Genomic DNA, 25,079 nt, shown 5'->3' with positions numbered 1-25,079 from the left:
CAATTCACAATTTCTTAACAATAATAAAAAATCGTTTATTTTTTCTCAACCTTTACCTTGAATTTTTCTTCATCTATCTCTATTTCATCGAAATTTGAAAGTGAATTTACAAATTCTATTTTATCTGACAATACTTCTTCAGAAATATATGCATCATTGTTAATAAGTTCTGTCTGGAACGGCGAATTCTCTTCCAATTGGATTGATATTCTGTCCGTTAAATCAAAATCTTTCTCTTTTCTAAGATTTTGAACCCTGTTGATGAACTCTCGTGCAACGCCTTCTGATCTCAATTCATCCGTCAGCTTCAAATCTAATGCCACAGTTGTTTTTCCTTCGCTCGCAACGGTCCATCCTGGGATATCTTTTGTAAAAATCTCCACATCTTCAGTCGTAATTTCGTATCCGGAAACGGTTGCTTTTCCTTCTTTTTCCAAGGTTGCAATTTGCTCAGAAGTAAAGTTTGAGATTTCTCCTGCAACCGTTTTCATATCTTTTCCTAATCTCGCCCCAAGGGTTTTGAAATTCGGTTTGATTTGTTTTACAATAAGATGCGAGGCTTCTTCGGAATTGATGAGTTGCAATTCTTTCACATTCACTTCTTGTTTGATTAACTCTGAAACAGCTAGAATTTGCTCTTCAGTTTTCTTGTCCAAGACCGGAATCATCACTTTTTGAAGTGGCTGACGAACTTTCACATTTTCTTTCTTTCTCAATGAAAAAACCATCGATGTTATTTGTTGCGCCAGATGCGTTTTCTCAACCAAATCCTGGTCAATCAAGCTTTCATCCACTACTGGGAAGTCTGTCAGGTGAACAGAATTTACCACTTCTTTTCCAGTGACCTTGTTCAAATCCTGAAACAATTGGTCCATAAAGAATGGCGCAATTGGCGCGGAAAGTTTCGCTACAGTTTCAAGACAAGTGTAAAGCGTTTGGTAAGCCGAAATCTTATCATCAGAATAATCGCCTTTCCAGAAACGTCTTCTGCAAAGTCTTACGTACCAGTTCGATAAGTTATCATTAACGAAATTATTGATTGCTCTCGAAGCTTTTGTTGGTTCATAATCTTCGTAGAAAGATTTGACGTCTTTTATTAATAAATTCAATTCAGACAAAATCCAACGGTCAATTTCCGGACGGTTTTCAATGTTGCTTTCCAAGTATTTGAAACCGTCAACATTCGCATACAAAGCGAAGAATGAGTAGGTATTGTAAAGTGTTCCGAAGAATTTTCTTCTTACTTCATCAATGCCTTCAATATCAAATTTCAAATTTTCCCAAGGATTCGCATTGGAAATCATATACCAACGCGTCGCATCCGGTCCGTAAACCGAAAGTGTTTCGAATGGGTCAACGGCGTTTCCAAGACGTTTCGACATTTTTTGTCCATTTTTGTCAAGAACCAAACCATTTGAAACGACATTTTTATAAGCTACAGAATCGAAAACTGTTGTTGCAATCGCGTGCAAAGTGTAAAACCATCCACGAGTCTGGTCAACGCCCTCTGCGATGAAATCGGCTGGGAAAGCTTTGTTGTTGTCAACTTGCTCTTTGTTTTCAAAAGGATAATGCAATTGCGCATAAGGCATCGCTCCGGAATCGAACCAAACATCAATCAAATCGCTTTCACGCTTCATCAGTTTTCCCGATTCTGAAACCAAAGTGATTTGGTCTACAATATTTTTATGAAGGTCAACCAACGCATAATTTTCATCAGACATATTTCCGATTTCAAAACCTTTGAACGGATTTTCTTTCTGGAAACCGGCTTCGATGGATTTTTCAATCGCGTTGTACAATTCTTCCACAGAACCGATTAAAACTTCCTCTTTTTTATCTTCCGTTCTCCAAATCGGCAACGGAATTCCCCAATATCTGGAGCGGGAAAGGTTCCAGTCGTTGGCATTTTTCAACCAATTTCCGAAACGGCCTTCACCTGTAGATTTTGGTTTCCAGTTGATGGTTTCATTCAAATCGAACATTCTGTCCTTCACATCCGTCACTTTGATGAACCAGGAATCTAATGGATAATATAACAAAGGCTCGTCAGTTCTCCAACTGTGCGGGTAACTGTGAACATATTTTTCAACCTTGAAGGCTTTATTTTCCTTTCTTAATTTTAAGGCAATTCTCTCATCAACCGAAAGATACGCTTTCAAATCGGAAATGATTGCTTTCAGATTTTCTTTTTGAATGTTGAATTCTACAGATTTTTCGTCATCATTCAGATATTCGCCTTTCACATATTCATTAGCAAAACCGTAAGTTTCATCTTTAACAATCGATAAAAATTTCCCTTGCATATCAACCAAAGGAACCGGATTTCCATTGTCGTCCAAAACCAACATTGGCGGAACTTCTGGTGTTGCTTCTTTCGCAACTTTCGCATCGTCTGCACCAAAAGTCGGCGCAGTGTGTACGATTCCTGTTCCGTCTTCGGTCGTTACAAAATCTCCGGCAATCACTCGGAAAGCATTTTCCGGGTTTTGATAAGGTTTCGCGTAATCTAAAAGTTGCTCATATTTGATTCCAACCAAATCAGCACCTTTGAATTCGGCTAAGATTTTATACGGAATAACTTTAGCTTCAGAAGTATAATTAGCGAAATCTTCATCTGTTCCTTCCGCGTATTTCTTCGCAAATTGTTTTCCAACCAAAGCTTTCGCCAAAATAATATTAATCGGCTCAAACGTATATTGATTGAAAGTTTTTACCAAAACATAATCGATTTTTGGTCCAACTGTTAAAGCTGTGTTAGAAGGCAAAGTCCAAGGCGTCGTTGTCCAAGCAAGAAAATAAATGGAAGGTTGAGGTTTTTCTTTGTCAAATTCTGCCCAATGCAAAGCGCCACCACAAGTGCTTCCTGCGATTTCGTCCGAATTGATTTCGGTAGTTGGATAAGCGATTTTAGAAATTTCTTTCCAAGTTTCGCTTGCATTTTCTGGTGCTTTTTTGATTTTAAATTGCGCAACAACCGTCGTGTCAGAAACATCACGGTAAGCGCCTGGTTGATTGACTTCGTGGGAAGATAAACCTGTTCCTGCTTTCGGAGAATACGGCTGAATCGTGTAACCTTTGTACAACAAACCTTTGTCATAAATTTGTTTCAAAAGCCACCAAACCGACTCCATATATTTTGGTTTGTAGGTGATGTACGGATTTTCCATGTCAACCCAATAGCCGATTTTTTCAGTCATATCGTTCCAAACATCGGTGTAGCGCATCACGGCGTTTTTACAAGCTTCGTTGTATTCTTCAATGGTGATTTTTTTGCCGATATCTTCTTTGGTTATTCCCAATTCTTTCTCAACGCCCAATTCTACAGGAAGTCCGTGCGTGTCCCAACCCGCTTTTCTGAAAACCTGTTTCCCAGATTGCGTTTGGAAACGACAGAAAATATCTTTAATCGCTCTCGCCATCACGTGGTGAATTCCCGGCATTCCGTTCGCAGAAGGAGGTCCTTCATAAAAAACAAACTCAGGTTGTCCTTCGCGGATTTCTACGGATTTTTTGAAAGTATCGTTGGTTTTCCAAAATTCTGCGATGTTTTTTGCAGTTTCGGTTAGGCTAAGATTTTTATATTCTGTGAACTTGCTCATTTTCAATGTCTCAAATCTGTTTTTGATAGATTAAGTTTGCGAATTTAGTGATTTTTGTCGATTTTTAAACCATCTTTTACGCGGTTTCTGAATGTTAAAAACTTCAAAGTCAGAATCATAAAATTGGTTTATGTTTTTATAAATTTGTCATATAAAATTATCATCCTTGGAACTATACCCAACCATTGAAAAATCCGATTTAGAATCAATCAAAATCTTTCAGGAAAGCAAATTGAAAGAACTTTTGATTTATCTCAAATCTAATTCGCCGTTTTATCAAAAATTATTTAATGAGAATAAAATTGATATTAATGAAATCAAAACACTTGAAGATTTAACAAAAATTCCGACGACTTCCAAGAACGATATTCAGGCAAACAACCAAGATTTCTTCTGTGTTCCTCAAAGCGAAATTGTGGATTACAGCACCACTTCCGGAACTTTGGGCGACCCTGTGACTTTCGGATTGTCGGACAAAGATTTGGAAAGATTGGCTTACAACGAAGCGATTTCTTTTGCCTGCGCCGGAATCCAAAAAGGTGATGTTGTTCAGATGATTACAACCATCGACAAAAGATTTATGGCCGGTTTGGCTTATTTTCTTGGACTTCGGAAAATGGGTGCGAGCGTTGTGAGAATGGGGCCTGGAATTCCGGAATTGCAATGGGATTCGATTTTCCGATACAAACCGAAATATCTCATCACCGTTCCGTCTTTCCTTTTGAAAATGATAGATTATGCCGAAAAACACGGCATCGATTATAAAAACTCCAGCGTTTATGGCGCGGTTTGTATTGGTGAAGGTCTTAAAAATCAAGATTTCACAGATAATATTCTGTCTCAAAAAATCAAAGAAAGATGGAATATTCAACTCTTCTCGACGTATGCTTCTACGGAAATGAGCACGGCTTTCACGGAATGTGAATTTCAAATCGGTGGTCATCATCATCCTGAACTCATCATTACAGAAATTCTTGATGAAAATGAAAATCCTGTAAAAGAAGGCGAAAGTGGCGAATTGACGATTACGACTTTGGGCGTTGAAGCGATTCCATTATTAAGATTCAAAACCGGAGATTTGGTGAAAGCACATTATGAACCTTGCAAATGTGGCAGAAACACGATGCGTCTTGGTCCGGTTCTAGGCAGAAAACAACAAATGATAAAGTATAAAGGAACCACACTTTATCCGCCTGCGATGAATGATATTATGAATGATTTCGGAAATGTTTCGTGTTATCAAATCGTTATCAAATCAGACGAAATTGGATTGGATGAAATTATCATTAAACTAAGTACAGACAACGAGACCGAAAATTTTGTGGACGAAGTGCGAGACCATTTCCGGGCAAAACTGAGAGTGAGTCCGAAAATCGAAGTTTTGGATTTTGATGTGTTATCGAAAAATGTTTTTAATCCAAATAGCCGTAAACCAATTAATTTTATAGATTTACGAAATTAAAATTTTACTCAATTAATAACTATGAAAAAACTATTATTACTTGTCGTTCTTATGTTTTCGACATTTACTTTTGCCCAGAACCAATTGAATTTTGAATCTGGAACTTTTGATTTTTTGAAGGACCAAACGGAAGTCAATGTTCAACTGAAATTTGATAACGTCCTTTTTCAAGCAGAAAATTATACAGAAGCACAATATTTAGAAAAAAGAAAAGCTGAGACTTTGGCGAAAAAAAACGCCGAGGCTTGGACAAAATGGTCAGAAGCTTGGCAAACTTATAAAGATGCAGAATATCTTAATTATTTCCTGAAAGGTGCCAATGGATGGTCTAAGCAGGTGGTTTTCAAAAAAGATGTGAAGCCAAAATATACCTTAATTATTGACACGAAATGGGTTTATGCGGGATGGCACGCAGGTTTGGTGGCTCAGGAAGGAAAGTTGACATCTGATTTGATTTTTGTAGAAACAGAGAATCCTTCGAAAGTGGTGATGAAAATCCAAGGAGACGCTATTCTTGGCAAGAAGACGAATAAAGATTTCACGATGGAATATGGAAGAATCGCCGCAGCTTATGAAGTAACTGGAAAGCTGGTTGGCAAGGCATTGAAAAAAGTTGTTAGATAGAAAAAGTAAAAAGGTCTGAATCTTCAGACCTTTTTTTATTGTTGCTCCAATTTTTCTAATTTAATGAATTCTGCAAGATTCTTAACAGCAGAATCGTGGATTCTGACGAATGGATTTTTCTTATCCCAAACATAGCCGGCGAGAACTGCGCAGATTTTCCTTTTTACATCGGGGTTTTCTGGTTGGTGGAAAAATAATTCCTGCAAATTCCCAGTGTACCATTCTTTTACATAAGTGGTGAAAACATTCACGCCGTATAAAATATAATCAGAATACTCTTTTTGCCAATCGATGGTTTCGCCATTCAGTTGTCGTAAGGCTAATTTTGCGGAAAGCATTCCTGATTCCGTTGCGAAAGCCATTCCTGAAGAGAAAACCGGGTCCAGAAATTCCGAAGCATTTCCTGTCAAAGCAAATCCGTCTCCGAATAATTTTTTTACGGAACAAGAATAATCTTTCAAATGTCTTGGCTCAAACAGAAAATCAATGTCGCCAAAACGTTTCACATAATAATCGGAAAGCGAAATGGCTTTTCTCAAAGCTTCCGTCGTGTCACCATTTTCCGAGAGTTTATCGATATAATCAGTTGGTCCAACGATTCCAATGCTGGTGTTTCCATCAGAAAATGGAATGACCCAAAGCCAGACTTCGGTTTCAATAATATCAAAGGAAATCAAAGTGCCTTCCACGCCTTCTTCTCTGTTGATATCTTTCACGTGAGCGAAAATGGCTGAATGTGGAGATAATTTCGAAGGTTTTTCTAAGTCTAAAAGTCGTGGCAAAACACGTCCGTAACCGCTGGAATCAATGACGAATTTTGCGTGGATCTCCTTCGTTTTTCCGTCTTTGTTTTTAACGGTGGCAATAGAATCCGTTCCATTGAACTCAATCCCAATCACTTCGGTTTCAAATTCCAGGTCAACGCCTTTATTGATTACTTCTTGCGCTAAAGTGTTGTCAAAGTCCGCTCTCGGAACCTGCCAGGTCCAATTCCAACCTTCCCCGAATTTATCGCTAAAATCGAAAATGCAAACTTCGTCTCCTCGCATAAAACGGGCGCCAAGTTTCTTTTCAAAGCCCATCTTGTCTAGCGCAGGAAACAATCCGGCTTCGTCAAAATGGTCCATCACCCTAGGAATTAGACTTTCGCCCACCACGAGTCTTGGGAATAATGTTTTTTCAACAACTTTCACATTGATGTTGTTCTTTTTCAGAAAAGCAGAGGAAACGCAACCCGAAGGTCCGGCGCCAATTACCAAAACATCAACAATTTCTTTGTCCATTTGTTTAATAAAACTTTTATCTTTGCGCAAAATTAATGACAAATATTTAATTATATTACAATTTTATCTTTTATTACGATAATTAATGAAAATTAGCAACCATTTAGATATAAGGGATTTCCAGAGGATAATCATTGAAAATGAAAACATAGAATTGGATGACACACTTCTACAAAGAGTGAACGCCAGTTTCCAATTTCTGAAAGAATTTTCTAAAAATAAAGTGATCTATGGTGTCAACACAGGTTTCGGACCTATGGCACAGTTCAAGATCAATGATCAGGACACGCATCAGCTTCAGTACAATCTCATCAGAAGTCATTCTTCTGGCATCGGAAATCCATTGCCTGCAGATGAAGTAAAGGCTTGTATGTTGGCTAGGCTTAATACCTTGTCGCTTGGTCGTTCTGGTGTTCACGATTCTGTTGTTAATTTGCTTAAAGATTTGATAAACAGAAATATTACACCATTGATCTTCGAGCACGGTGGCGTCGGTGCAAGTGGGGATTTGGTTCAATTAGCTCACTTAGCTTTAGTTCTAATCGGTGAAGGTGAAGTTTTCTTCAAAGGCGAAAGAAGATCAACAAAAGAAGTTTTCGAAACTGAAGGATTGCAACCAATCAATGTTGAGATCCGCGAAGGTCTTGCCTTGATGAACGGAACTTCCGTGATGTCGGGAATCGGAATCGTAAACTCGTACAAAGCCAATCAATTGACCGAGATTTCTATCAAATTATCTTGCGCTATCAACGAGTTGGTTCAGGCTTACGATGACCATTTTTCTGAATCGCTCAATGCAACCAAAAAACATCTTGGACAGCAGAAAGTAGCAGAGAAAATGCGCTCATATTTGTCTGACAGTAAATTAATTAGAAAAAGAGAAGACCACCTTTATACAAGTTTCGAAGAGCAGGACAAAGTTTTCAAAGAAAAGGTTCAGGAATATTATTCTTTGAGATGTGTTCCGCAGATTTTGGGACCAGTTTTAGACACTTTGGAATATACAGAAGAAGTGCTGGAGAATGAAATCAATTCAGCAAACGATAATCCAATCATCAATGTTGAGGATCAGCACGTTTATCACGGCGGAAATTTCCACGGCGATTATATTTCGCTCGAAATGGACAAGCTGAAAATCGTTGTGACGAAACTGACAATGCTAGCCGAAAGACAACTGAATTATTTGTTAAATGCTAAGATCAACGAGATTTTCCCACCATTTGTGAATTTGGGTAAATTAGGGTTCAATTTTGGAATGCAGGGCGTTCAGTTCACAGCGACTTCTACAACGGCAGAAAGTCAGATGTTGTCCAACCCAATGTACGTTCACAGTATTCCGAATAACAATGACAATCAGGATATTGTAAGTATGGGAACCAATGCGGCGGTGATCTGCAGAAAGGTGATTGAAAATGCTTTCGAAGTTTTGGCGATAGAAGCAATCACAATTGTCCAGGCGGTTGAGTATCTTGGTTTTCAGGATAAGATCTCATCATCTACCAAAGAACTTTATACAGAGATCAGAAAGATCATTCCAGCTTTCTCAGAAGATATGGTGATGTATCCGTACTTGGAAGGTGTGAAGCAATATCTGAAGAATTATAAATATTAATGACCAGCTCCCAAAGTTTGGAGTCTGTTCTTAATTAAATCTAAAAACTACAACCAATGAAGTGTGCAATCATAACAGGAGGATCCAGAGGAATTGGTAGAGCGATCTGTCTGAAACTGGCAGAGGAAAAAAACTATCACATTCTTATCAATTATACTTCAAACGAAGACGCAGCAAAGGAAACTTTAGCCAAAGTGGAAGAGTTGGGTTCTACAGGAGAAATTCTTAAATTTGATGTAGGAAATGCCGAAGAAACCTTGAAAGTTCTTAGCGATTGGCAGGAGAAGAATCCAGAATCTTTGGTAGAAGTGATCGTCAACAACGCTGGGATCACAAGAGACGGACTTTTTATGTGGATGAAATCCGAGGATTGGAATTCTGTGATCAACACAAGCTTGAATGGTTTTTTCAATGTGACCAATTTTTTCATTCAGAAATTATTAAGAAACAAATACGGCAGGATCATCAATATGGTTTCTGTCTCTGGCGTTAAAGGTACGGCCGGACAAACCAATTATTCTGCCGCGAAAGGTGCAGTAGTTGGAGCGACTAAAGCTTTGGCTCAGGAAGTTGCTAAAAGAAATATCACGGTCAACGCCGTAGCACCAGGATTTATCAGAACCGATATGACACAAGATTTTGATGAGAAAGAACTGAAAGCAATGATTCCCGCTAACCGTTTTGGTGAAGCGGAAGAAGTAGCTGACCTTGTTGCATTTTTAGCATCAAGAAAATCGTCTTACATCACTGGCGAAGTGATCAATATCAACGGAGGAATTTATTCATAATCAATGTAACAATCTACCAATATATCAGTTGACCAATTTGTGAAAATTGTTACATTGCTTGACTGATACATTGTTAAATTATATAAAATGGACAACAGAGTCGTCATTACCGGAATGGGAATTTATTCCTGCATTGGGATTTCTTTGGAAGAAGTTAAAGAATCGCTCTATCACGGAAAATCCGGAATTGTTTTGGATGAGGAAAGAAAGGAATTTGGCTACAGGTCAGGTTTGACTGGCCGTGTTCCAAAGCCAGATTTGAAGAGCCTTCTCAGCAGAAGACAGCGCATCAGTATGGGCGAAGAAAGCGAATATGCCTATCTCGCAACGATTGACGCTTTGAAGCAGGCTGGTATTGAACAGGAATTTCTTGATGACAACGAAGTCGGAATTTTATATGGTAATGACAGTGTTTCTCAGGCAGTTGTAGAAGCAATTGACACCGTGAGAGAAAAGCACGACACCACATTGATGGGTTCAGGCGCGATTTTCAAATCAATGAATTCCACTGTGACGATGAACCTTTCAACGATTTTCAAACTGAGAGGAATTAATTTGACAATTAGCGCAGCGTGCGCCAGTGGTTCTCATTCTTTAGGATTAGCTTATTTGTTGATTAAGAACGGAATGCAAGACATTGTTGTTTGCGGAGGCGCACAGGAAACCAACAAATTTTCAATGGCAAGTTTCGATGGCTTAGGCGTTTTTTCTGTTCGTGAAGATGAACCGTCCAAAGCTTCCAGACCATTTGATGCCGGACGAGACGGACTCATTCCAAGCGGCGGCGCAGCAACTTTGATTGTTGAAAGTCTGGAATCTGCACAAAAAAGAGGTGCCAATATTTTAGCCGAAATTGTCGGCTACGGATTTTCTTCCAACGGCGGACACATTTCTACACCGAATGTCGACGGGCCAGCTCTAGCAATGGAAAGGTCTTTGAAACAAGCCGACCTGACGCCGAAAGATATCGATTATATCAATGCCCACGCCACGTCCACACCTTTGGGCGATGCGAATGAAGCAAAAGCAATCCACGAGATTTTTGGCAACGAAATCCCGGTAAGTTCCACCAAATCTATGACGGGCCACGAGTGTTGGATGGCTGGCGCAAGCGAAGTTGTGTATTCTATTCTAATGATGCAGAATGATTTCATCGCACCAAACATCAATCTCGAAAATCCCGACGACGATGCAAAAAAGATAAATCTCATCACCGAAACCAAAAATCAAAAAATTGACGTATTTTTGTCGAATTCTTTCGGATTTGGAGGAACCAATTCTGCATTGATTGTTAAAAAATTTGTTTAAATAAAGTTATGGAAAAAGAAAAAATTATTACGATTGCTAATGATTTTCTTGTCAATGAGTTTGAGGTGGACCGCGATGATATCGCCAATGATGCCAACTTCAAAACCACACTGGGCTTGGACAGCCTGGATTATATCGATATGGTCGTGGTTATCGAATCTAATTTTGGTGTAAAATTGGGTGAGGCAGACTTCAAAAAAGTCATCACGTTTGAAGATTTCTATAACACGATAGAACAAAAAATTACTGAAAAGGCGTAATAATTTTTTAATCTAACAGTATTTTAAATCATTGTTAACTGTTAAATTGAAACTATGAACAAATGGAAAGGCAAATCCAAAGGAACGATATTAGGCTACCAGATTTTCGTCTGGTGCATCAAGAATATCGGAATCCGAAGCTCCTATTTTGTTCTTTATTTCGTTGCGACCTACTACTTCATTTTCGAGAAGAAAAGCAACCAATACATTTCTTATTATTTTAAAAACAGACTGAATTTCAGTGCTTTGAAAACCAAACTTTCCGTTTTCAAAAGCTATTTTGTCTTCGGCAAAGTTTTGATTGACAAAACCGCAATTTCTGTAGGATTAAGGAACCGGTTCACCTACGAATTCGATGGCATTGAAAATCTCAAAAACCTTCTCGCCGAGAAGAAAGGTGGCGTTCTTATCAGTGCTCACATAGGAAATTTCGAAATCGCCGAACATTTTTTTGCCGACATCGACTTTGATGCACAAATCAACCTTGTCACGACAGACCAAGAAGTGACCGCCATCAGAGAATATATGGAAAGCATTTCCGTCAAAAAAAGCAACATCAAATTCATCTATGTGAAGGACGATATGTCGCACATTTTCAGAATCAACGAAGCTTTGTCCAACAACGAACTCATTTGTTTCACAGGCGACCGATATTTCGAAGGCTCCAAATTTCTGGAAACTGACTTGCTCGGAAAAACCGCAAAATTTCCAGCTGGACCTTTCCTCATCGCCTCCCGATTGCGCGTCCCCGTGGTTTATGTCTACGTGATGAAGGAAAAAAATCTCCATTATCATCTCTACGCGCGAGTCGCTCAGAACATCAAAAACCGCGATTCACAAGGCTTGCTCAACTCATACGTCCAAAATCTGGAATCGATGCTCAAAAAATATCCACTTCAATGGTTCAATTACTTCGACTTTTGGGACGATATTGATTGATTTTCAATATATTTATGTCAACTTAATCCGTCTGTAGTTTATCCTGAGCGAAGTCGAAGGGCTTCCAATTGTCACTCTGAGGCTCTCGAAGAGTCCGCACAAGCCGGGTTGCAGATTCAACATAAATTAACATTACACATTAAAACCCAATTTTGTCATTCCGTAGGAATCTAAATTTAGCAGTCACCGATGACTAACAAAAAATAAATTCATTGAACATATTTTAAATCTAACTTCTAAAGTCTAACATCTCACTTCTAAAATAATTGAAAAAACAATACGACATACTAATCATCGGAAGCGGAATTGGAGGACTTGTTTCTGCCTTGGTTTTGGCGAAAGAAGGACTGAAAGTGTGCGTGTTAGAAAAGAATAACCAATACGGCGGAAACCTTCAAACTTTTTCCCGAGACAAACTGATTTTCGATACAGGTGTTCATTATCTGGGCGGACTTTCCGAAGGTCAGAATCTCCATCAATATTTCAAACACCTTGGCATCATCCAAGATTTGAATCTCGAAAAAATGGACGAAATCGGATTCGACAAAATCACTTTCGAAAACGACGAAATCGAATATCCGCATTCACAAGGTTACGACAATTTTGTAAAACAATTATCAAATATTTTTCCTGACGAACGAGAGAATTTAATTAGTTATGTTAATGAAATTCAGAATGTTTGTAATCAATTTCCGAGGTACAATCTTGTGGGCGATGGGAAGTATGATGAAGATGTTCTTTACATTAATGCAAAGGATTTTATAGCATCAATCACATCAAATAAGAAATTGCAAGCAGTTTTGTCTGGCTCCAATTTTCTTTATGCAGGCTCGGCAAAGACACCTTTGTATGTTCACGCCTTGACGGTCAATTCTTACATTCAAAGTGCGTATAAATGTACGAACGGTGGAAGTCAAATTTCAAAATTACTGATTAAACAATTGAGGAATTACGGCGCAGAAGTCTATAAACATTCCGAAGTTTCAGATATGATTTTTGATGATGAGCAAATTCTGAAATCCGTAAAAACCAAAAACGGAAAAGAATATTTTGCCAAGAAATTCATTTCGAATATTGAGATAAAAACAACTTTGGATTTAATTGGGAAAGAACATTTCAAGAAATCTTTCACCAAAAGAATCGATGAGTTAGAATCGATAAGTTCGTGTTTCAGCGTTTACATTGTTCTAAAACCGAAGACTTTCAAACATTTCAATTTCAATTATTACCATTGCAAGAACGAAGAAAATATCTGGAATCAGTCCGATTATTCGGAGGAAAATTGGCCAGAATCTTATATGCTTTCGGCAACGGCTTCCAAACAAAATCCTGAGTTTGCAGAAAGCTTGACCATTCTGAGTTATATGAATTACGATGAGGTGAAACAATGGGAAAACACTTTCAACACGGTTGCAGAAGGACACGAACGAGGAAAAAATTATGATAATTTCAAAACTGAAAAAGCTGAAAAGTTGATTTCTGAAATTGAGAAAAAATTCCCGGAATTGCGTTCTCAAATCAAAGCTGTTCACACTTCTTCGCCACTTTCTTATCGCGATTACATCGGCGGTTACAAGGGAAATATGTACGGCTACACGAAAGATTCGTCCAATCCAATGAAAACGATTTTCTCGCCAAAAACCAAGGTCAGCAACCTTTTTCTGACAGGTCAAAGCGTGAATATGCACGGAATTTTGGGCTGTACAATTGGCGCGTTCAACACTTGCTCGGAGATTCTTGGAAAGGAATTGATTGATGAAAGATTGACTCAAGTTTTAAATCAAGCTGATGAAAAATAGAGTTCTATTTTATCTGTTTTTTGTTTTGAATTTCATTTCGTGTGGCGTTTCAAAGTCCATCCATCACGTTCCGGAAATCAGCCAATATTCTCTTGAGATTCCGGAAGTTGATAAGGTGAACGATTCAACTTTTAGCTTCAAACAAAATTATCTGACCAAAAATAAACAGCAAGTTTGGGAACTTTATATCCACGGAAATCCTTTGCAGTTGGGCTATAACAATGGTGCTTTGACGCAAAATCTGATGCAAAATCAGGAAGCGATTTTCTTTTCCAAGGTTGAAGGTTTTGTGCCATCAAAATTCAAACAAAAATTGTTGAATGGTTTTTTGAAATGGTACAATCGGAAAATGTATTTGAATGTTCGGGAAGATTATCAAACCGAAATCTATGGTTTATCCCAATATTCATCGGACAAATATAACTTTATTGCGCCAAAATATCTCAGAAGTTTGTACTTGCACGGCGCGCACGATATTGGCCACGCAATGCAGGATTTGGCGATGGTTGGCTGTTCTTCACTCGCGGTTTGGAATGAGAATACAGAAGACGGCGATTTGCTGATTGGAAGAAATTTCGATTTTTATGTCGGCGACGATTTTGCCAAAAATAAGTTGGTTGAGTTTGTAGAACCTGAAAACGGAATTCCATATATGTCGGTCAGTTGGCCGGGAATGATTGGCGTGGTTTCCGGTATGAACAAGGAAGGAATCACAGTTACAATCAACGCTGGAAAATCCAAAATTCCGATGACCGCAAAAACGCCGATTTCGCTTGTGACTCGTGAAATTCTACAGTTTGCTAAAAATATTGACGAAGCGATTGCGATTGCCAAAAAACGGAAAGTCTTTGTCTCAGAATCGATTTTGGTGGGAAGTGCGACTGATAAAAGTGCTGTAATCATTGAAGTTTCGCCGGATAATTTCGGGGTTTTTAAAGTGGAAAATTCGAGTCAAGTGGTTTGTACAAATCATTTTCAGTCCGAGGCTTATAAAGATGACGAGCGAAATCAAAAGCAAATTGTGGAAAGCCATTCGGAATATCGTTATGAAAAACTTCAGGAATTGTTGAATGAAAGCCCAAAGTTGAATCCTGAAAAAATGGCTTCGATTTTACGAGATAAATCTGGCTTGAAAGGAGAAAAAATCGGATATGGAAATGAGAAAGCTTTGAACCAACTTTTGGCGCATCACGCGGTGATTTTTTCGCCGGAGAAACGCTTGGTTTGGGTGTCGTCAAATCCTTATCAATTGGGGGAATTTGTCTGTTATAATTTGAGTAAAATCTTCTCTGATGAACGATTGAAAACTGGAGAATTTGCGACTTCAAATTTGAATATTGCGAAAGATTCTTTTGTGGATTCTCAGGAATTTAAAAATTATGAGGAATTTAAAAAATTGAGTTCTCAGTTTGATGAGAATAAAATATTATCTGATGAATTTATCAATCATTATCAAACTTTAAATCCGGATTTCTGGTTGGTTTATTATCAGGCTGGGAAATATTATTTCAATCAAAAAGATTATCAGAAAGCGAAAATTGAATTTGAAAAAGCTTTGACGAAGGAGATTACAACGATTCCCGACAAAAAGAATGTTGAGAAATATTTGAAGAAGACTTTGAGAAAGTTGAAATAATGACTAATCGTCAAATGAATGGAAAGCGTTAAACTCTGCGAAGCGCAAGCCGACTTGAACGGACTCTTCGAGAGCCTCAGAGTGACAATTGGGAGTGGAAGGCGGATAAGTTGCCCAAATCATTCTAACCGTTTTCTGGATTGACTTTGTTGAGGAAAAGATAAAAACCAACGCCCAAAATTGTGGAGACCGAAGTTGCCAGAATCAGACTGCCGATAATGTATTGAAGCAGGTGATTTTTGACCAATTCGAAGTTGATTTCGTGATTCAGAAAATTGGTTTCTCCATCCACGAAAGGCGCACCAATAAAGAGAGAACCCGCAATAATGAGCGGAATGAACGGCGGAAAACTGATGTTGGAAGAGACAAATGCCAGCACCTTGTTGAGCTTGAAAATCACGGCCAGAGATATCGTCAAAGCCGTCTGAAAACCCCAAACCGGCGACAATCCGATGAAGGCGCCCAATGCAATGGAAAACGCCTTGGTGCGGTTGCTTCCGTCGCTTTCCAAAACATCTTCTTTGATGAATCTTTTGAAACTTTTCTTCCTGAAATTAACGATAAAATTTCGAGGTTTGATGTAGGCTAAAGTGATGATAACCAGGATGGTATTCAGAATGCTGATTCGCGTAAAATCTTTGAAAGGACGAAAGTGCGAAACCCTTTCCGCTGGGTCGTAAAGGACTTTCACCGGAACATTTTTGACCGGAATATTTTTCCACGCAGTTCGTACGATAATCTCGATTTCGAACTCGAATTTTGGCGTGAAATATTTTTTCGGAATTTGGTTCAACGGATAAAGTCTGTAGCCGGATTGCGTGTCCTGAAGCTTGATTCCGGTCTCGAACCAAAACCAGAAGTTGGAAAAATTGTTCCCAAAACTGCTTTTTTTCGGAATCCCATCTTGCGACATATTCCGGTTGCCGATGAGCAAAACATCTTCATTTTCCGCAAGCAAAGCCTCCACAAAAACGGGAATGTCGTCTGGATAATGTTGACCGTCGGAATCTATCGTGATGGCAAAATCAAATCCAAGTTCCAAAGCTTTTCTGAAACCGATTTTCAGCGCATTTCCTTTGCCTTTGTTTTCGGGTAAATGGATAATTGAAATTTGGCGATAATCGCTCAAAATGGACGAAGTAGAATCCGTGGAACCGTCGTTTACAACAATGATGTTTTGGGTGTAATCCAGAACGCCGTCGATGACGCGCTTCAGCGTTTTTTCGTTGTTGTAAGTAGGGATTAAAACGCAGATTTTCCTTTCTAAGATGGCGTTTCGTACTTCGTGGATGGTCATTATTTGAATGAAGCTTTTTCGGAAGCCGTCATCGTTTTGGATTGCCCAGCAAACTGTTTGATATAGCTTTTCAGGTCAGCATTTTGCTTGCTGTAGTTGTTGATGAGGAAGGTTTTGTCTTCTTTCAGATTCTTGTGGTAACCCACGATTTTTGGGATGTTTTCCTGAACGCTCATTCGGATGACACGTAATTCTGCATTGTTTGGATTGCTCGCAATGAGGCTTTCCAAGGTAGTTGCGCCCGATTTTACAAATGTTTTTCTTTTGTTTTTTTCGGTCGTCACTTTGGCTTCCAAGATTTTAGAAGCTGATTTGTAGGCAGAAATTACGGGGTCATTTGATGATTTTTTCTCAGCCAAAGCAATGAAATTCTTCGCATTCTCGTTGGATGAGTTTGCTTTGGAATAGCTGTTTCTCAAAGATTCCAAATCGGATTGGAAGAGGGAGAAGAATGTGAACATCAAAGTGAAAATCAATTTCATAACCTTAGATTTTGGTGTAATTAACTGATAGTTTCAATGCAATTGTTTCGCCAAAACTGGTCGTGTTCTTTACTTTTAGTTCGCCATCTTTTTCCGTAATGTCCAATTGCAAAACCAAATCTGGCGTTTCAAAAGGATTGATGATGGCCATAAACTTCACATTGGAAGCGGATTTCAAAAACAATTTTGAAGCGGTGAAATTTTCAGTCAAGTCTTTCACAATCTGCATCATACAAACACCTGGTGTTACAGGGTTTCCAGGAAAATGTCCTTTGAAAATCTCGTGGTCAGGATTGAGTTTTATCTTCGCAATGAAACTTCCATTCTCTGATTTTTCGGATGATTCTAAAGTGTAAAAGTTGGTAAGAATGGTTTGCATATTTTATTCAGTTTCAGTGATTTGGAAAAGTTTGATGTTGATTTTAAAATCTTTGTGTTGAAGATTGATTGTCTCTGCAAAAGTATGTTTTTTTGCTTCAAAAGTAAAATCGATTTTTTCTCGCTTGTTTTTTGTGTAGATGATTTGGTTTAATAGGCTAGAATTTTTATCAAAGAACAAATAATATTGTTTCTTATCAACGTTTGAAAGATAAATCTTCGAATCATTATTTTCAAAACTTTCACTCACCGAAAACTTTCGTTTTAATAATTCCTGAAAATCATTTTTCAGAAAATTGATTACCATTTTTTTGTCTAAATCTGCCAAGACGTAATTGAGTTTGAAGTTATTTTCTGAGATTTCAAAGTCAATCATTTTGTTTCCAAAATCCGAGGTCATCACAACTCTGTGCGTGATTTCGGAGATTTTTTTGATGATTAGAATTCCGCTGATGTCGTTGCCGTAAACTTCCATTTGGCATTTGTAAACATAATCTTCGTTTGAAGAAAAGTACAGATTTTCAACTTCTTTTTCGGAATTTGAAATTGGTTTTGCATCTGCAAGCTGATATGTTTTACAAGAAATCATCAGCAAAAAAAGCGAACTATAAAGAAAACTCAGAAGCAGGAATCGGCGCATTGATTTTGGTGTTTTTAAAAACAATATTTGTTGTGTCGCCCGAAGCCTCAGTCATATTGACCTGAGAAACAGTTGTCTGATTCTTAGGGAAATGAAGTTCAATTTGCTTAATGTACTTCATCAACTGCGCAGATTTCGGAGTAAATTTCGCAATGTTCGACCCTGAATTTTTCATATAAACCACAGAAAATTCAGGGTCACTGAACATTTTTCCGTTGGAACTCCCGACAATCAGTTTATTTATTTTTTCAAAAGTTTTGCTCTTTGCATCCACCGATGATTTTTTCCCTTGGTCGTTGATGAAAATTTTGTTTTCCTTAAATATAATACTGTATTGATAAGGTTTAGTATATTTCCAGCTCAGTGTATTTGGTGATTTTAAAGACATTTTTCCCTGCGTAACAATGTTTTTATCTAAAAAATCCATTTTTTTTGTCTGAACGAAATCGCTTTGTAAAGTTTTAATTTCCTTTGTTTCAGCAGAAATTTTTGTCACAAATGCTTTGGATTCAGCGCTAGTCATTGCTGTATTTTGGGCAAAAACAAAACCTGAGATTAATAAAGAGGCGAAGAAAGCTATATTTTTAAACATTTATTTTTCTGATTTAATGATTGAATCAATCGTGAAAGTTGAATACTTTTCACGCTCCAAAAATAACAATAATTCAACCAAAACATTGTACGTTTTCTCAGAAGTGTCGTGAAGCAGGATAATGCTTCCTTTTTGTAAATTTCTTTTTACTTTCTTTAAAATTTTCTTCTCATCCGAAATCACCGTGTCCAGTGAACGGACATTCCAGCCGATACTTTTTTTATTCGTTTTTTTGATTGCTTTTGCAATATTCGGATTGGTCACTCCAAAAGGAGGACGGTACAAATTGGTTTTAATACTCCCAAATTTTAAAATACGTTCATCACATTTTTCAATTTCCTTAACCATTTTTGAAGTCGATAAAAATCCGGTATTATTGGAATGTGAAAAAGTGTGATTGCCCACTGTATGACCTTCCGCAATGATTCTTTGGAAAGTTTCAGGGTATTTATCAATCTGTTTTCCGATGCAGAAAAAGTTAGCTTTGATATTATTTTCTTTTAAAACATCTAAAAATTTAGGAGTAAATTCTGTCGGTCCGTCATCGAAAGTCAAAGCGACTTCTTTGATTTTTGTCCGTTTATGAGTAAAACTTTTAATAAAATATCCCAACTGAATGTCAAAAGAACCCCAGATTACAACTGCTGAAAATAGAATGAAGCAAAAGATGTAAACCCAGACTGTTCCCTGAAATGCGTAAACAAAGGCATTCAGGAAAAGATAGAAGATGATAAATGGATAATGCTTCATTTTTAAATTATCAGTTAATCTGGCTGTTCGCCAATTTCTCTTTTCACGTATTCAGACAATTTCCTTTTTGCAAATGCATCAAAATAATATATTGAATAATCGTCTTTAACATCCTCCAAAACCTCGTAAGCATTTGCAAACTCCAAACCATCTTCTTTTACAACATAAACATCATTGCCATAAAATGCATATGCAACGCTATCATATAAAGGCTTTCTGCAAATTAAATCATATTCAAAAGTTAATGGCTCATCTTCATTCAAATATTTTAGAGCCCATAAATCGCCTCTTCTTAAAGCATAAATATTTTTAGATAAAAACAGAGCGTCATTGTAATTTCCCATTTCAACAATCCATCCATCTGGAACACCAGAATCTATCACACCAAGCAAACCATCTCTTTCTACCTTAACGATTTTATCTGAGTCCAAACTATTGCTCAGGATTACCATCTCCGAAATCTGGTCATATTCAAAATCTAAACGTAAGTCACCTGTTGCGAGATGTAAAAGAGCTTTCTTTTTGTTCTTAATGATGACCAAGGCTTCAGGAAGATAGTCTGTTCTAACGATTTTATCAAAGTCATCCACCAAAAGATTTCCTTTAGCATCAAATATTTTGTGTTTCTGCTGGTTTTTGTGAGGCTTTACCAAAATGTAATTATAGCTCAATCCTTCAAGTGCATTTTCTGGATAATCCCCAACGTAGACAAAATTTCTGGTGAAGATTTTGTGCGCCTTTTGCCCGTTTACTTTTGTGTTAAAATAACTCGTTTTAGATTCAAACGGATTGTCGGAAATAAAATCAATTTTCACTTTGCCGTTAGATGTAATCAGGCCGTAATTGTCGTTGAGTTTTGCAGTGAAAATTTCGTTGTTGCCGTCATTTTCCAAAAAAATCATTTCTTCATACAAAGGCTCAAGAACAACTTCACCTTTCAAATTTATCAGTCCAAATTTTTCGCCCGTCTTTACAATGGCTGTTTTAGAAATTTCGAAATCGTACGCATCATCGAAAATTAAGGGAATAATCTCTTCACCTCGCTTATTGACGTAGCCATACTTTTCATTTTTCACAACAACGGCAAGGTCTGAATAGTAATCATACGCATAAAATTCGTCGTAAATCGGCTGAATTAATACATCTCCCTTTTCATCTTTAAGTCCCCAAAGTTCATTTTCTTCGAAAATTTCCACTTGATTAGGTTCAACATGTTCTTGCCAGATATGTTCCCAACCATAATCGTAGTCTACGTAATTCAAAAGTTCCCTGAAACTGCTAAATCCTAAAGTTGATTCACTGGTAAATTGCTTTACATCCAGCAAAGTCGAATCATTAGCTTCGATAGCCTGACGAAAAACGTTATTATTCTGTTGAATATCTTTTAAAAGTTGCTGTGCCTGTTCCTCATGCGAGATATCGTTCATATTGAAAACATCCCATGCGTCGATATGAAAATAGGGTTGCTTCAGCTTGTCAAGATAATTGAATAAATTCTCTTTGGCCTCCGAAAATTTTTCGAAATCGTCAATTAGATTTGAATTTTCTAGAAACTGATAGAGCTTTTTAAAATTTTCAATACCAGCTTGGGCATCAAAATAAAGCCCGAAATTATCAGGCTCTGTGTGGTCATTGTAAATATTTCCTGCAACAAAACCTTCACCCGTGAAGAGACTTTGAAGAAGCAGAGGGACGTCATAGCCCCATTCTACCATCATTACATCACTTTTACTGGCATCCGATGGATTTGATGCATTGTAAATGTAAATTCTGTGTGACATTTCACCTTTGTTTTTGTGTTTTTATTTGAACAGTTTTATCTGTCGTTTTTTATGCTTTCTCCAGCAAAACCAAACTATGGTCAATTCCTCCGAGATGATTGTAGAGAAGAATATTTTCAATGCTTTCTTTTTTCACATCATTAATTTTCATCACTTCCGGAATCATTTGATTTTTCAAAATCTGACAAGCCATAAATGTTGAAAAACCGCTTGCAGTGTTAAATTCGCCACTCAAATGCTTGTAATAAAGTTGGGAAGAATTTGGAAATAATTCCGATGCATTTTTATAGTAAACATCCGATTCTGAATCTCCGCTGAAACCTAAAATAACAGCATCAATCTCTTCATTTTTCAAATTATTCTTAATTAAAAAATCTTCAATGAATTGTTGAATTTCATTAAGTTCTAATGAGTTAACAATGTGAATATCTTTGAGTTGTGCGTACGAAGTTTCGGTTTTCTCTTTTCCTAAAACAAAAAAACTTGAGCCTTCGCCCCAAATCACACCTTCCGTCGTTGAATTTAAATAATCAACCGGCAGATTTTCTTCTTTTTTAATGGAATTGCTCAATTTGTAGAGCTCCATCGTTCTTTCCGTTTGTTCATCTGTTGAACCGACCAAAACATTTTCTGCGTCACCATCCAAAATCTGAAGTTTCGCATCCAGCATTGAAAATTCGAGTGAAGATGAGCTGTTGACGTACGTGAAATTATAGCCGTGACATTGCAATCCCAGAGCAATCTGTCCTGAAACCGTGTTGTGCGTTGATTGAATGAAAAACGTTGGTGTCAGAAATTCTTCATTGTTTTCCAAAACATTTTTCAGGAACTTTTCAGAATCCTGAGAACAGCCCATTCCAGTTCCGACGATGATAGAATCGGGTTTTTCAATTCCTGCTTCTTTCAAAGCTTTCGTAGAAGCTACGGAGCTCATTTTGACCGTTTTAGACATTCTCCGGCTCATCGCGGGCGGAATGAATTCTTTATAGTTGGGCTCGATGGCTTTTAAAATCTGAATTGAATTTTCAGGTTTTAAAGTATCGAAGAAATTTTCGTTTAAAGTGTCCTGAACCGAGATGCAGGCGGCACTGTTGATGTAAACTGCACTCATTATTTAGAAAAAATTAAAGTTGAACAGTTTCCGCCAAATCCAAATGAATTGGAAAGTACGTGGTTGATATTTTTCTCTTTCAGTTCGGTAACCGGCGTCAAATCAAATTCTTCCATTTTGGTTTTGAAATTTAAATTTGGAAAAATGACATTGTTCTGCATCGCCAAAATTGAAAAAACCGCTTCAATTCCCGCCGCTGCCGCCAATGTATGACCCGTAAACGCTTTTGTAGAACTGAATTCCGGAACCTGGTTTTCACCAAAAATCCGAATCATTGCAATGCCTTCAGACAAATCATTATTTGGAGTCGCGGTACCGTGAACGTTGATGTAATCGATGTTTTCTTTATCTAAACCTGAAACTTTCAAAGCTTTTTCCATTGCTAAAAAAGCGCCTTGTCCGTTTTCCGAAGAAGCGGTTTGGTGATGCGCATCGTTGGCATTTCCATAACCGGAAAGATAAGCGAGGACTTTTTTATTTTCTTTTTTGACAATTTCATCAGATTCCAAAACCAGGAAAGCGGCTGCTTCGCCCAGATTCAGACCTTTTCTGTCGTTGTCGAAAGGCGTGTTATAAGAATCTGTGAGAATCATCAGCGTATTAAATCCATTCAAAGTAAACTTCGAAAGTGAATCTGTTCCGCCGACAATCACTCGGTCGAGAACGCCGTTTTTGATAAGTTTTGCGCCCATCATAATCGCATTAGCTGCAGACGAACAAGCTGTGCTGATGGTAGAAACCATTCCTTTCAGACCCAACATTTCTGCAATCGCTAGGGATGAATTTCCGGCATCGTGAGCGTCGATGTATTTTTGCTTTTCAGGGAAATCTTCGTAGGTGTAGAAATATTTTTCGGTGATGTCCATTCCGCCCACGCTGGTGGAGGAAATGAGTCCGGTTTTGTACTCGTTGATATCCGAAATTCCGGCGCTTTCTACCGCTTCTTTTGCGGCCACCATCCCCAACAAAGCGGTTCTTGTGACATTGTTGTCTTCATCCAGCTGAAGTTTCTGCACAAGTTCTTCATTAGACAATTTTATCTCGCCCGTTTTGATGCTTCCGGCGTGGCGTGTTTCAAACAATTCGATGTCTGAAATGCCGTTTTTACCGGTCGTCAGCGAAATAAAATTTTCCCCGACATTGTTACCAATGGAGGAAATGATGCCCATCCCTGTAATGGCAATTTTTTGACTCATCCTTTTATAATGTACCAATGTATCAATTTAGCAGTGCATCAATATTGGTACATTGCTAGATTGATACATTGTTAGATTGAATTATTTTGTTCTGTTTTCTTCGATGTATTTTGCCATCACTTCGATAGACTGGAAGATTTCTTTTCCTTTTTTCGGGTCAGACAATTTGATTCCGTAGTCTTTGTCGAGAAGTACGATTAATTCCAGCGCGTCGATAGAATCCAAACCAAGACCGCCACCGAAAAGTGGGTCTGTATCTTTAATTTCTTCTACTGCAACGTCCTCAAGATTAAGAACTTCTATGATTTTGTTTTTTAATTCTAATTTTAAATCTTCCATTTTTCAAAAATTTACCAATGTATCAATGTGCCAGTTTACCAATTGGGACTGAATAGTATTGTTACATTGTTGTACTATTATATTGTTAAATTACGTAGTTAGCAAATATACAAAAGCTTTATAACTTTCCTGATATAGTTCTACCCAGCCGCACAAGACTTTTTCAGCTTTTCCTGATTGCAGAATCCGTGCCGCGTATGAATTCAAAAATTCTTCATCGAATTCATCTAAAACGAAAAAAGCATTTTCGGTTTGCATTTTATGCTTGATGCTGAGTTCGCCGACGCAAATATTCGGTAAAGTGTACACAAAAACGGCAGGACTCGGGAAATAATTATCCTGAGAATTGATGCTTTCCTGATATTTAAAATCGGTGTCGAGGCTTGAGGATTTGTTGGCAAAAACCAAAGCAGTATTGCTGTGGTCGTCGTTTTTCAGAATCATTTCGGATGCCAGAAAAGCGAGTTTGCTGAGATTATCCATTTTATGAAATTTTGGATAATTCAGTTCTAAAGTTTTGTAAGCTTCTTTTGCAAAGTCTGTGAAATTTTCGGTTTCGGATTCAAAAATAATTTGGTCGTCAAGGATTATTTTTGAGCTTTCTATGTTGCAGATATGTGTTTTCTTCATTGAGGATTTTCAAAATTTCAAGGCTTTTTTGTTGGATTTTGATGAGTGTTGAAAATAGCGAAAACCACAATTTCATTTTCTACAATTTCATAGATAATAACAAAAGGGAATTTTTGAATATATGCCTCACGCAAATTTCCCCTCTTCAGAGGAAAGTGCAATGGGTTATTTTGAATTCTAAAGAGATAACCTTCAACCTTTTTTGTGAATTTTTCTCCCAGTCCAATTTGTCGGCTTTCGTACCATAATGCTGATTCGAGCAAATCAGCTTCAGCATTTGGTGATAGGGAAAGGTGATAAGTCATAATTTTTTCATCAATCTTTCTTTAGCTTCTTCCCAAGAAGAAGTCTTTAGCTCACCATTTAAATACTTTTTGCGTTCTTCCTCAATTCTGTCATACACATAATCAGGAACTACGGGATAATCGGTAGCTTCTAATTCTGAATCTTCCTCCTCTTCTGCATCAATTATTGCGTTGAAAATACGGAGAATACGCTCATCTGCATCATCAATATATTCGTGAATTCTTTTTCTGATTTCTAAAGTAGATTCCATTTTCTAAGACTTTA

Annotated in this window: 24 protein-coding genes; 9 read left to right on the top strand and 15 right to left on the bottom strand. The window is 37.6% G+C overall.

Translation table 11 applies throughout. The annotated features are described in order from the left end of the window. Positions 1 to 35: 35 nt before the first annotated feature. Positions 36 to 3,602 (bottom strand): isoleucine--tRNA ligase, encoded by a 3,567-nt coding sequence (gene ileS / locus BMW39_RS06585; RefSeq protein ID WP_034973233.1) that lies wholly within the window; start codon positions 3,600 to 3,602, stop codon positions 36 to 38. Between the two features lie 166 nt (positions 3,603 to 3,768). Between ileS and BMW39_RS06580 the strand changes: the two genes are divergently transcribed. Together BMW39_RS06580 and BMW39_RS06575 are read left to right on the top strand one after the other, a co-directional pair. Further along, positions 3,769 to 5,064 carry a phenylacetate--CoA ligase family protein gene (locus BMW39_RS06580; protein WP_034973231.1) on the top strand — a complete coding sequence of 432 codons (1,296 nt, stop codon included), beginning with the start codon at positions 3,769 to 3,771 and terminating at the stop codon, positions 5,062 to 5,064. A gap of 21 nt (positions 5,065 to 5,085) precedes the next feature. Beyond that, positions 5,086 to 5,688 (top strand): hypothetical protein, encoded by a 603-nt coding sequence (locus BMW39_RS06575; protein WP_034973229.1) that lies wholly within the window; start codon positions 5,086 to 5,088, stop codon positions 5,686 to 5,688. 35 nt (positions 5,689 to 5,723) lie between these two features. On the opposite strand, the gene BMW39_RS06570 is transcribed toward BMW39_RS06575, so the two are convergent. After that, positions 5,724 to 6,971, bottom strand: coding sequence for an NAD(P)/FAD-dependent oxidoreductase (locus BMW39_RS06570; protein ID WP_034973227.1), 1,248 nt, complete (start codon positions 6,969 to 6,971; stop codon positions 5,724 to 5,726). An 85-nt stretch (positions 6,972 to 7,056) separates the two neighbouring features. Here BMW39_RS06570 and BMW39_RS06565 point away from each other — a divergent pair, with 85 nt between their 5' ends. From BMW39_RS06565 to BMW39_RS06535, 7 genes are all read left to right on the top strand, one after another. Continuing rightward, positions 7,057 to 8,583, top strand: coding sequence for an HAL/PAL/TAL family ammonia-lyase (locus tag BMW39_RS06565; RefSeq protein ID WP_034973225.1), 1,527 nt, complete (start codon positions 7,057 to 7,059; stop codon positions 8,581 to 8,583). 56 nt (positions 8,584 to 8,639) lie between these two features. Next, positions 8,640 to 9,371, top strand: a complete 732-nt coding sequence (gene fabG / locus BMW39_RS06560) for a 3-oxoacyl-ACP reductase FabG (RefSeq protein WP_034973223.1) — start codon at positions 8,640 to 8,642, stop codon at positions 9,369 to 9,371. 87 nt (positions 9,372 to 9,458) lie between these two features. Beyond that, on the top strand, positions 9,459 to 10,679 hold the full coding sequence (locus tag BMW39_RS06555; protein ID WP_034973221.1) for a beta-ketoacyl-[acyl-carrier-protein] synthase family protein: 1,221 nt from the start codon (positions 9,459 to 9,461) through the stop codon (positions 10,677 to 10,679). An 8-nt stretch (positions 10,680 to 10,687) separates the two neighbouring features. Next, positions 10,688 to 10,939, top strand: coding sequence for an acyl carrier protein (locus BMW39_RS06550; protein ID WP_034973220.1), 252 nt, complete (start codon positions 10,688 to 10,690; stop codon positions 10,937 to 10,939). A gap of 54 nt (positions 10,940 to 10,993) precedes the next feature. Next, positions 10,994 to 11,878 (top strand): LpxL/LpxP family acyltransferase, encoded by an 885-nt coding sequence (locus BMW39_RS06545; RefSeq protein WP_034973218.1) that lies wholly within the window; start codon positions 10,994 to 10,996, stop codon positions 11,876 to 11,878. A gap of 266 nt (positions 11,879 to 12,144) precedes the next feature. Further along, a complete protein-coding gene (locus tag BMW39_RS06540; protein ID WP_034973216.1) occupies positions 12,145 to 13,677 on the top strand; it encodes a phytoene desaturase family protein in 1,533 nt (510 codons plus the stop codon). Next, a complete protein-coding gene (locus BMW39_RS06535; RefSeq protein WP_034973214.1) occupies positions 13,667 to 15,313 on the top strand; it encodes an acyl-CoA--6-aminopenicillanic acid acyl-transferase in 1,647 nt (548 codons plus the stop codon). Before BMW39_RS06540 ends, BMW39_RS06535 begins: the two co-directional genes overlap by 11 nt. Positions 15,314 to 15,437: 124 nt before the next feature. Here BMW39_RS06535 and BMW39_RS06530 read toward each other — a convergent pair whose 3' ends face one another. The 13 genes from BMW39_RS06530 to BMW39_RS06470 all read right to left on the bottom strand — a co-directional run bounded on the left by BMW39_RS06530 (position 15,438) and on the right by BMW39_RS06470 (position 25,065). Next, complete coding sequence (locus BMW39_RS06530) at positions 15,438 to 16,610, bottom strand: DUF2062 domain-containing protein (protein WP_034973212.1); 1,173 nt, start codon at positions 16,608 to 16,610, stop codon at positions 15,438 to 15,440. After that, positions 16,610 to 17,092: a hypothetical protein gene (locus BMW39_RS06525; protein WP_034973211.1), complete on the bottom strand. Its 483-nt coding sequence runs from the start codon at positions 17,090 to 17,092 to the stop codon at positions 16,610 to 16,612. Before BMW39_RS06525 ends, BMW39_RS06530 begins: the two co-directional genes overlap by 1 nt. Before the next feature lie 4 nt (positions 17,093 to 17,096). Further along, positions 17,097 to 17,471 (bottom strand): 3-hydroxyacyl-ACP dehydratase, encoded by a 375-nt coding sequence (locus BMW39_RS06520; protein WP_086045756.1) that lies wholly within the window; start codon positions 17,469 to 17,471, stop codon positions 17,097 to 17,099. 3 nt (positions 17,472 to 17,474) lie between these two features. Then, positions 17,475 to 18,110, bottom strand: coding sequence for a hypothetical protein (locus tag BMW39_RS06515; RefSeq protein ID WP_034973209.1), 636 nt, complete (start codon positions 18,108 to 18,110; stop codon positions 17,475 to 17,477). After that, complete coding sequence (locus BMW39_RS06510) at positions 18,076 to 18,702, bottom strand: LolA family protein (RefSeq protein WP_034973207.1); 627 nt, start codon at positions 18,700 to 18,702, stop codon at positions 18,076 to 18,078. Before BMW39_RS06510 ends, BMW39_RS06515 begins: the two co-directional genes overlap by 35 nt. After that, the gene (locus BMW39_RS06505; protein ID WP_034973205.1) at positions 18,703 to 19,452 is read right to left on the bottom strand and encodes a polysaccharide deacetylase family protein; all 750 of its coding nucleotides are present in this window, start codon (positions 19,450 to 19,452) and stop codon (positions 18,703 to 18,705) included. It lies immediately after the preceding gene. Between the two features lie 14 nt (positions 19,453 to 19,466). After that, positions 19,467 to 21,233: a WG repeat-containing protein gene (locus BMW39_RS06500; RefSeq protein ID WP_034974199.1), complete on the bottom strand. Its 1,767-nt coding sequence runs from the start codon at positions 21,231 to 21,233 to the stop codon at positions 19,467 to 19,469. Between the two features lie 49 nt (positions 21,234 to 21,282). Continuing rightward, on the bottom strand, positions 21,283 to 22,344 hold the full coding sequence (locus tag BMW39_RS06495; RefSeq protein WP_034973203.1) for a beta-ketoacyl synthase N-terminal-like domain-containing protein: 1,062 nt from the start codon (positions 22,342 to 22,344) through the stop codon (positions 21,283 to 21,285). Then, positions 22,344 to 23,540, bottom strand: coding sequence for a beta-ketoacyl-[acyl-carrier-protein] synthase family protein (locus BMW39_RS06490; RefSeq protein WP_034973201.1), 1,197 nt, complete (start codon positions 23,538 to 23,540; stop codon positions 22,344 to 22,346). Before BMW39_RS06490 ends, BMW39_RS06495 begins: the two co-directional genes overlap by 1 nt. An 81-nt stretch (positions 23,541 to 23,621) precedes the next feature. Then, the gene (locus tag BMW39_RS06485; RefSeq protein ID WP_034963026.1) at positions 23,622 to 23,879 is read right to left on the bottom strand and encodes a phosphopantetheine-binding protein; all 258 of its coding nucleotides are present in this window, start codon (positions 23,877 to 23,879) and stop codon (positions 23,622 to 23,624) included. A 90-nt stretch (positions 23,880 to 23,969) separates the two neighbouring features. Further along, entirely contained in the window at positions 23,970 to 24,509 is a 540-nt protein-coding gene (locus BMW39_RS06480) for a hypothetical protein (protein WP_034973199.1), read from the bottom strand. Between the two features lie 17 nt (positions 24,510 to 24,526). Next, complete coding sequence (locus BMW39_RS06475; protein ID WP_034973197.1) at positions 24,527 to 24,814, bottom strand: type II toxin-antitoxin system RelE/ParE family toxin; 288 nt, start codon at positions 24,812 to 24,814, stop codon at positions 24,527 to 24,529. Continuing rightward, a complete protein-coding gene (locus BMW39_RS06470; RefSeq protein WP_034973195.1) occupies positions 24,811 to 25,065 on the bottom strand; it encodes a hypothetical protein in 255 nt (84 codons plus the stop codon). Before BMW39_RS06470 ends, BMW39_RS06475 begins: the two co-directional genes overlap by 4 nt. Between the last annotated feature and the right edge of the window lie 14 nt (positions 25,066 to 25,079).

The sequence above is a fragment of the Epilithonimonas lactis genome (assembly GCF_900110605.1).
Lineage (GTDB): Bacteria > Bacteroidota > Bacteroidia > Flavobacteriales > Weeksellaceae > Epilithonimonas > Epilithonimonas lactis.
The sequence above is the reverse complement of the archived record's forward strand: the minus strand, read 5'-3'. Positions and strand labels throughout refer to the sequence as shown.

Excerpts from the sequence above, each read along its gene's own strand:
- ileS (WP_034973233.1), bottom strand. The coding sequence starts at position 3,602 with ATGAGCAAGTTCACAGAATATAAAAATCTTAGCCTAACCGAAACTGCA.
- BMW39_RS06575 (WP_034973229.1), top strand. The coding sequence starts at position 5,086 with ATGAAAAAACTATTATTACTTGTCGTTCTTATGTTTTCGACATTTACT.
- BMW39_RS06570 (WP_034973227.1), bottom strand. The coding sequence starts at position 6,971 with ATGGACAAAGAAATTGTTGATGTTTTGGTAATTGGCGCCGGACCTTCG.
- BMW39_RS06565 (WP_034973225.1), top strand. The coding sequence starts at position 7,057 with ATGAAAATTAGCAACCATTTAGATATAAGGGATTTCCAGAGGATAATC.
- fabG (WP_034973223.1), top strand. The coding sequence starts at position 8,640 with ATGAAGTGTGCAATCATAACAGGAGGATCCAGAGGAATTGGTAGAGCG.
- BMW39_RS06555 (WP_034973221.1), top strand. The coding sequence starts at position 9,459 with ATGGACAACAGAGTCGTCATTACCGGAATGGGAATTTATTCCTGCATT.
- BMW39_RS06550 (WP_034973220.1), top strand. The coding sequence starts at position 10,688 with ATGGAAAAAGAAAAAATTATTACGATTGCTAATGATTTTCTTGTCAAT.
- BMW39_RS06545 (WP_034973218.1), top strand. The coding sequence starts at position 10,994 with ATGAACAAATGGAAAGGCAAATCCAAAGGAACGATATTAGGCTACCAG.
- BMW39_RS06535 (WP_034973214.1), top strand. The coding sequence starts at position 13,667 with ATGAAAAATAGAGTTCTATTTTATCTGTTTTTTGTTTTGAATTTCATT.
- BMW39_RS06530 (WP_034973212.1), bottom strand. The coding sequence starts at position 16,610 with ATGACCATCCACGAAGTACGAAACGCCATCTTAGAAAGGAAAATCTGC.
- BMW39_RS06525 (WP_034973211.1), bottom strand. The coding sequence starts at position 17,092 with ATGAAATTGATTTTCACTTTGATGTTCACATTCTTCTCCCTCTTCCAA.
- BMW39_RS06520 (WP_086045756.1), bottom strand. The coding sequence starts at position 17,471 with ATGCAAACCATTCTTACCAACTTTTACACTTTAGAATCATCCGAAAAA.
- BMW39_RS06515 (WP_034973209.1), bottom strand. The coding sequence starts at position 18,110 with ATGCGCCGATTCCTGCTTCTGAGTTTTCTTTATAGTTCGCTTTTTTTG.
- BMW39_RS06510 (WP_034973207.1), bottom strand. The coding sequence starts at position 18,702 with ATGTTTAAAAATATAGCTTTCTTCGCCTCTTTATTAATCTCAGGTTTT.
- BMW39_RS06505 (WP_034973205.1), bottom strand. The coding sequence starts at position 19,452 with ATGAAGCATTATCCATTTATCATCTTCTATCTTTTCCTGAATGCCTTT.
- BMW39_RS06500 (WP_034974199.1), bottom strand. The coding sequence starts at position 21,233 with ATGTCACACAGAATTTACATTTACAATGCATCAAATCCATCGGATGCC.
- BMW39_RS06495 (WP_034973203.1), bottom strand. The coding sequence starts at position 22,344 with ATGAGTGCAGTTTACATCAACAGTGCCGCCTGCATCTCGGTTCAGGAC.
- BMW39_RS06490 (WP_034973201.1), bottom strand. The coding sequence starts at position 23,540 with ATGAGTCAAAAAATTGCCATTACAGGGATGGGCATCATTTCCTCCATT.
- BMW39_RS06485 (WP_034963026.1), bottom strand. The coding sequence starts at position 23,879 with ATGGAAGATTTAAAATTAGAATTAAAAAACAAAATCATAGAAGTTCTT.
- BMW39_RS06480 (WP_034973199.1), bottom strand. The coding sequence starts at position 24,509 with ATGAAGAAAACACATATCTGCAACATAGAAAGCTCAAAAATAATCCTT.
- BMW39_RS06475 (WP_034973197.1), bottom strand. The coding sequence starts at position 24,814 with ATGACTTATCACCTTTCCCTATCACCAAATGCTGAAGCTGATTTGCTC.
- BMW39_RS06470 (WP_034973195.1), bottom strand. The coding sequence starts at position 25,065 with ATGGAATCTACTTTAGAAATCAGAAAAAGAATTCACGAATATATTGAT.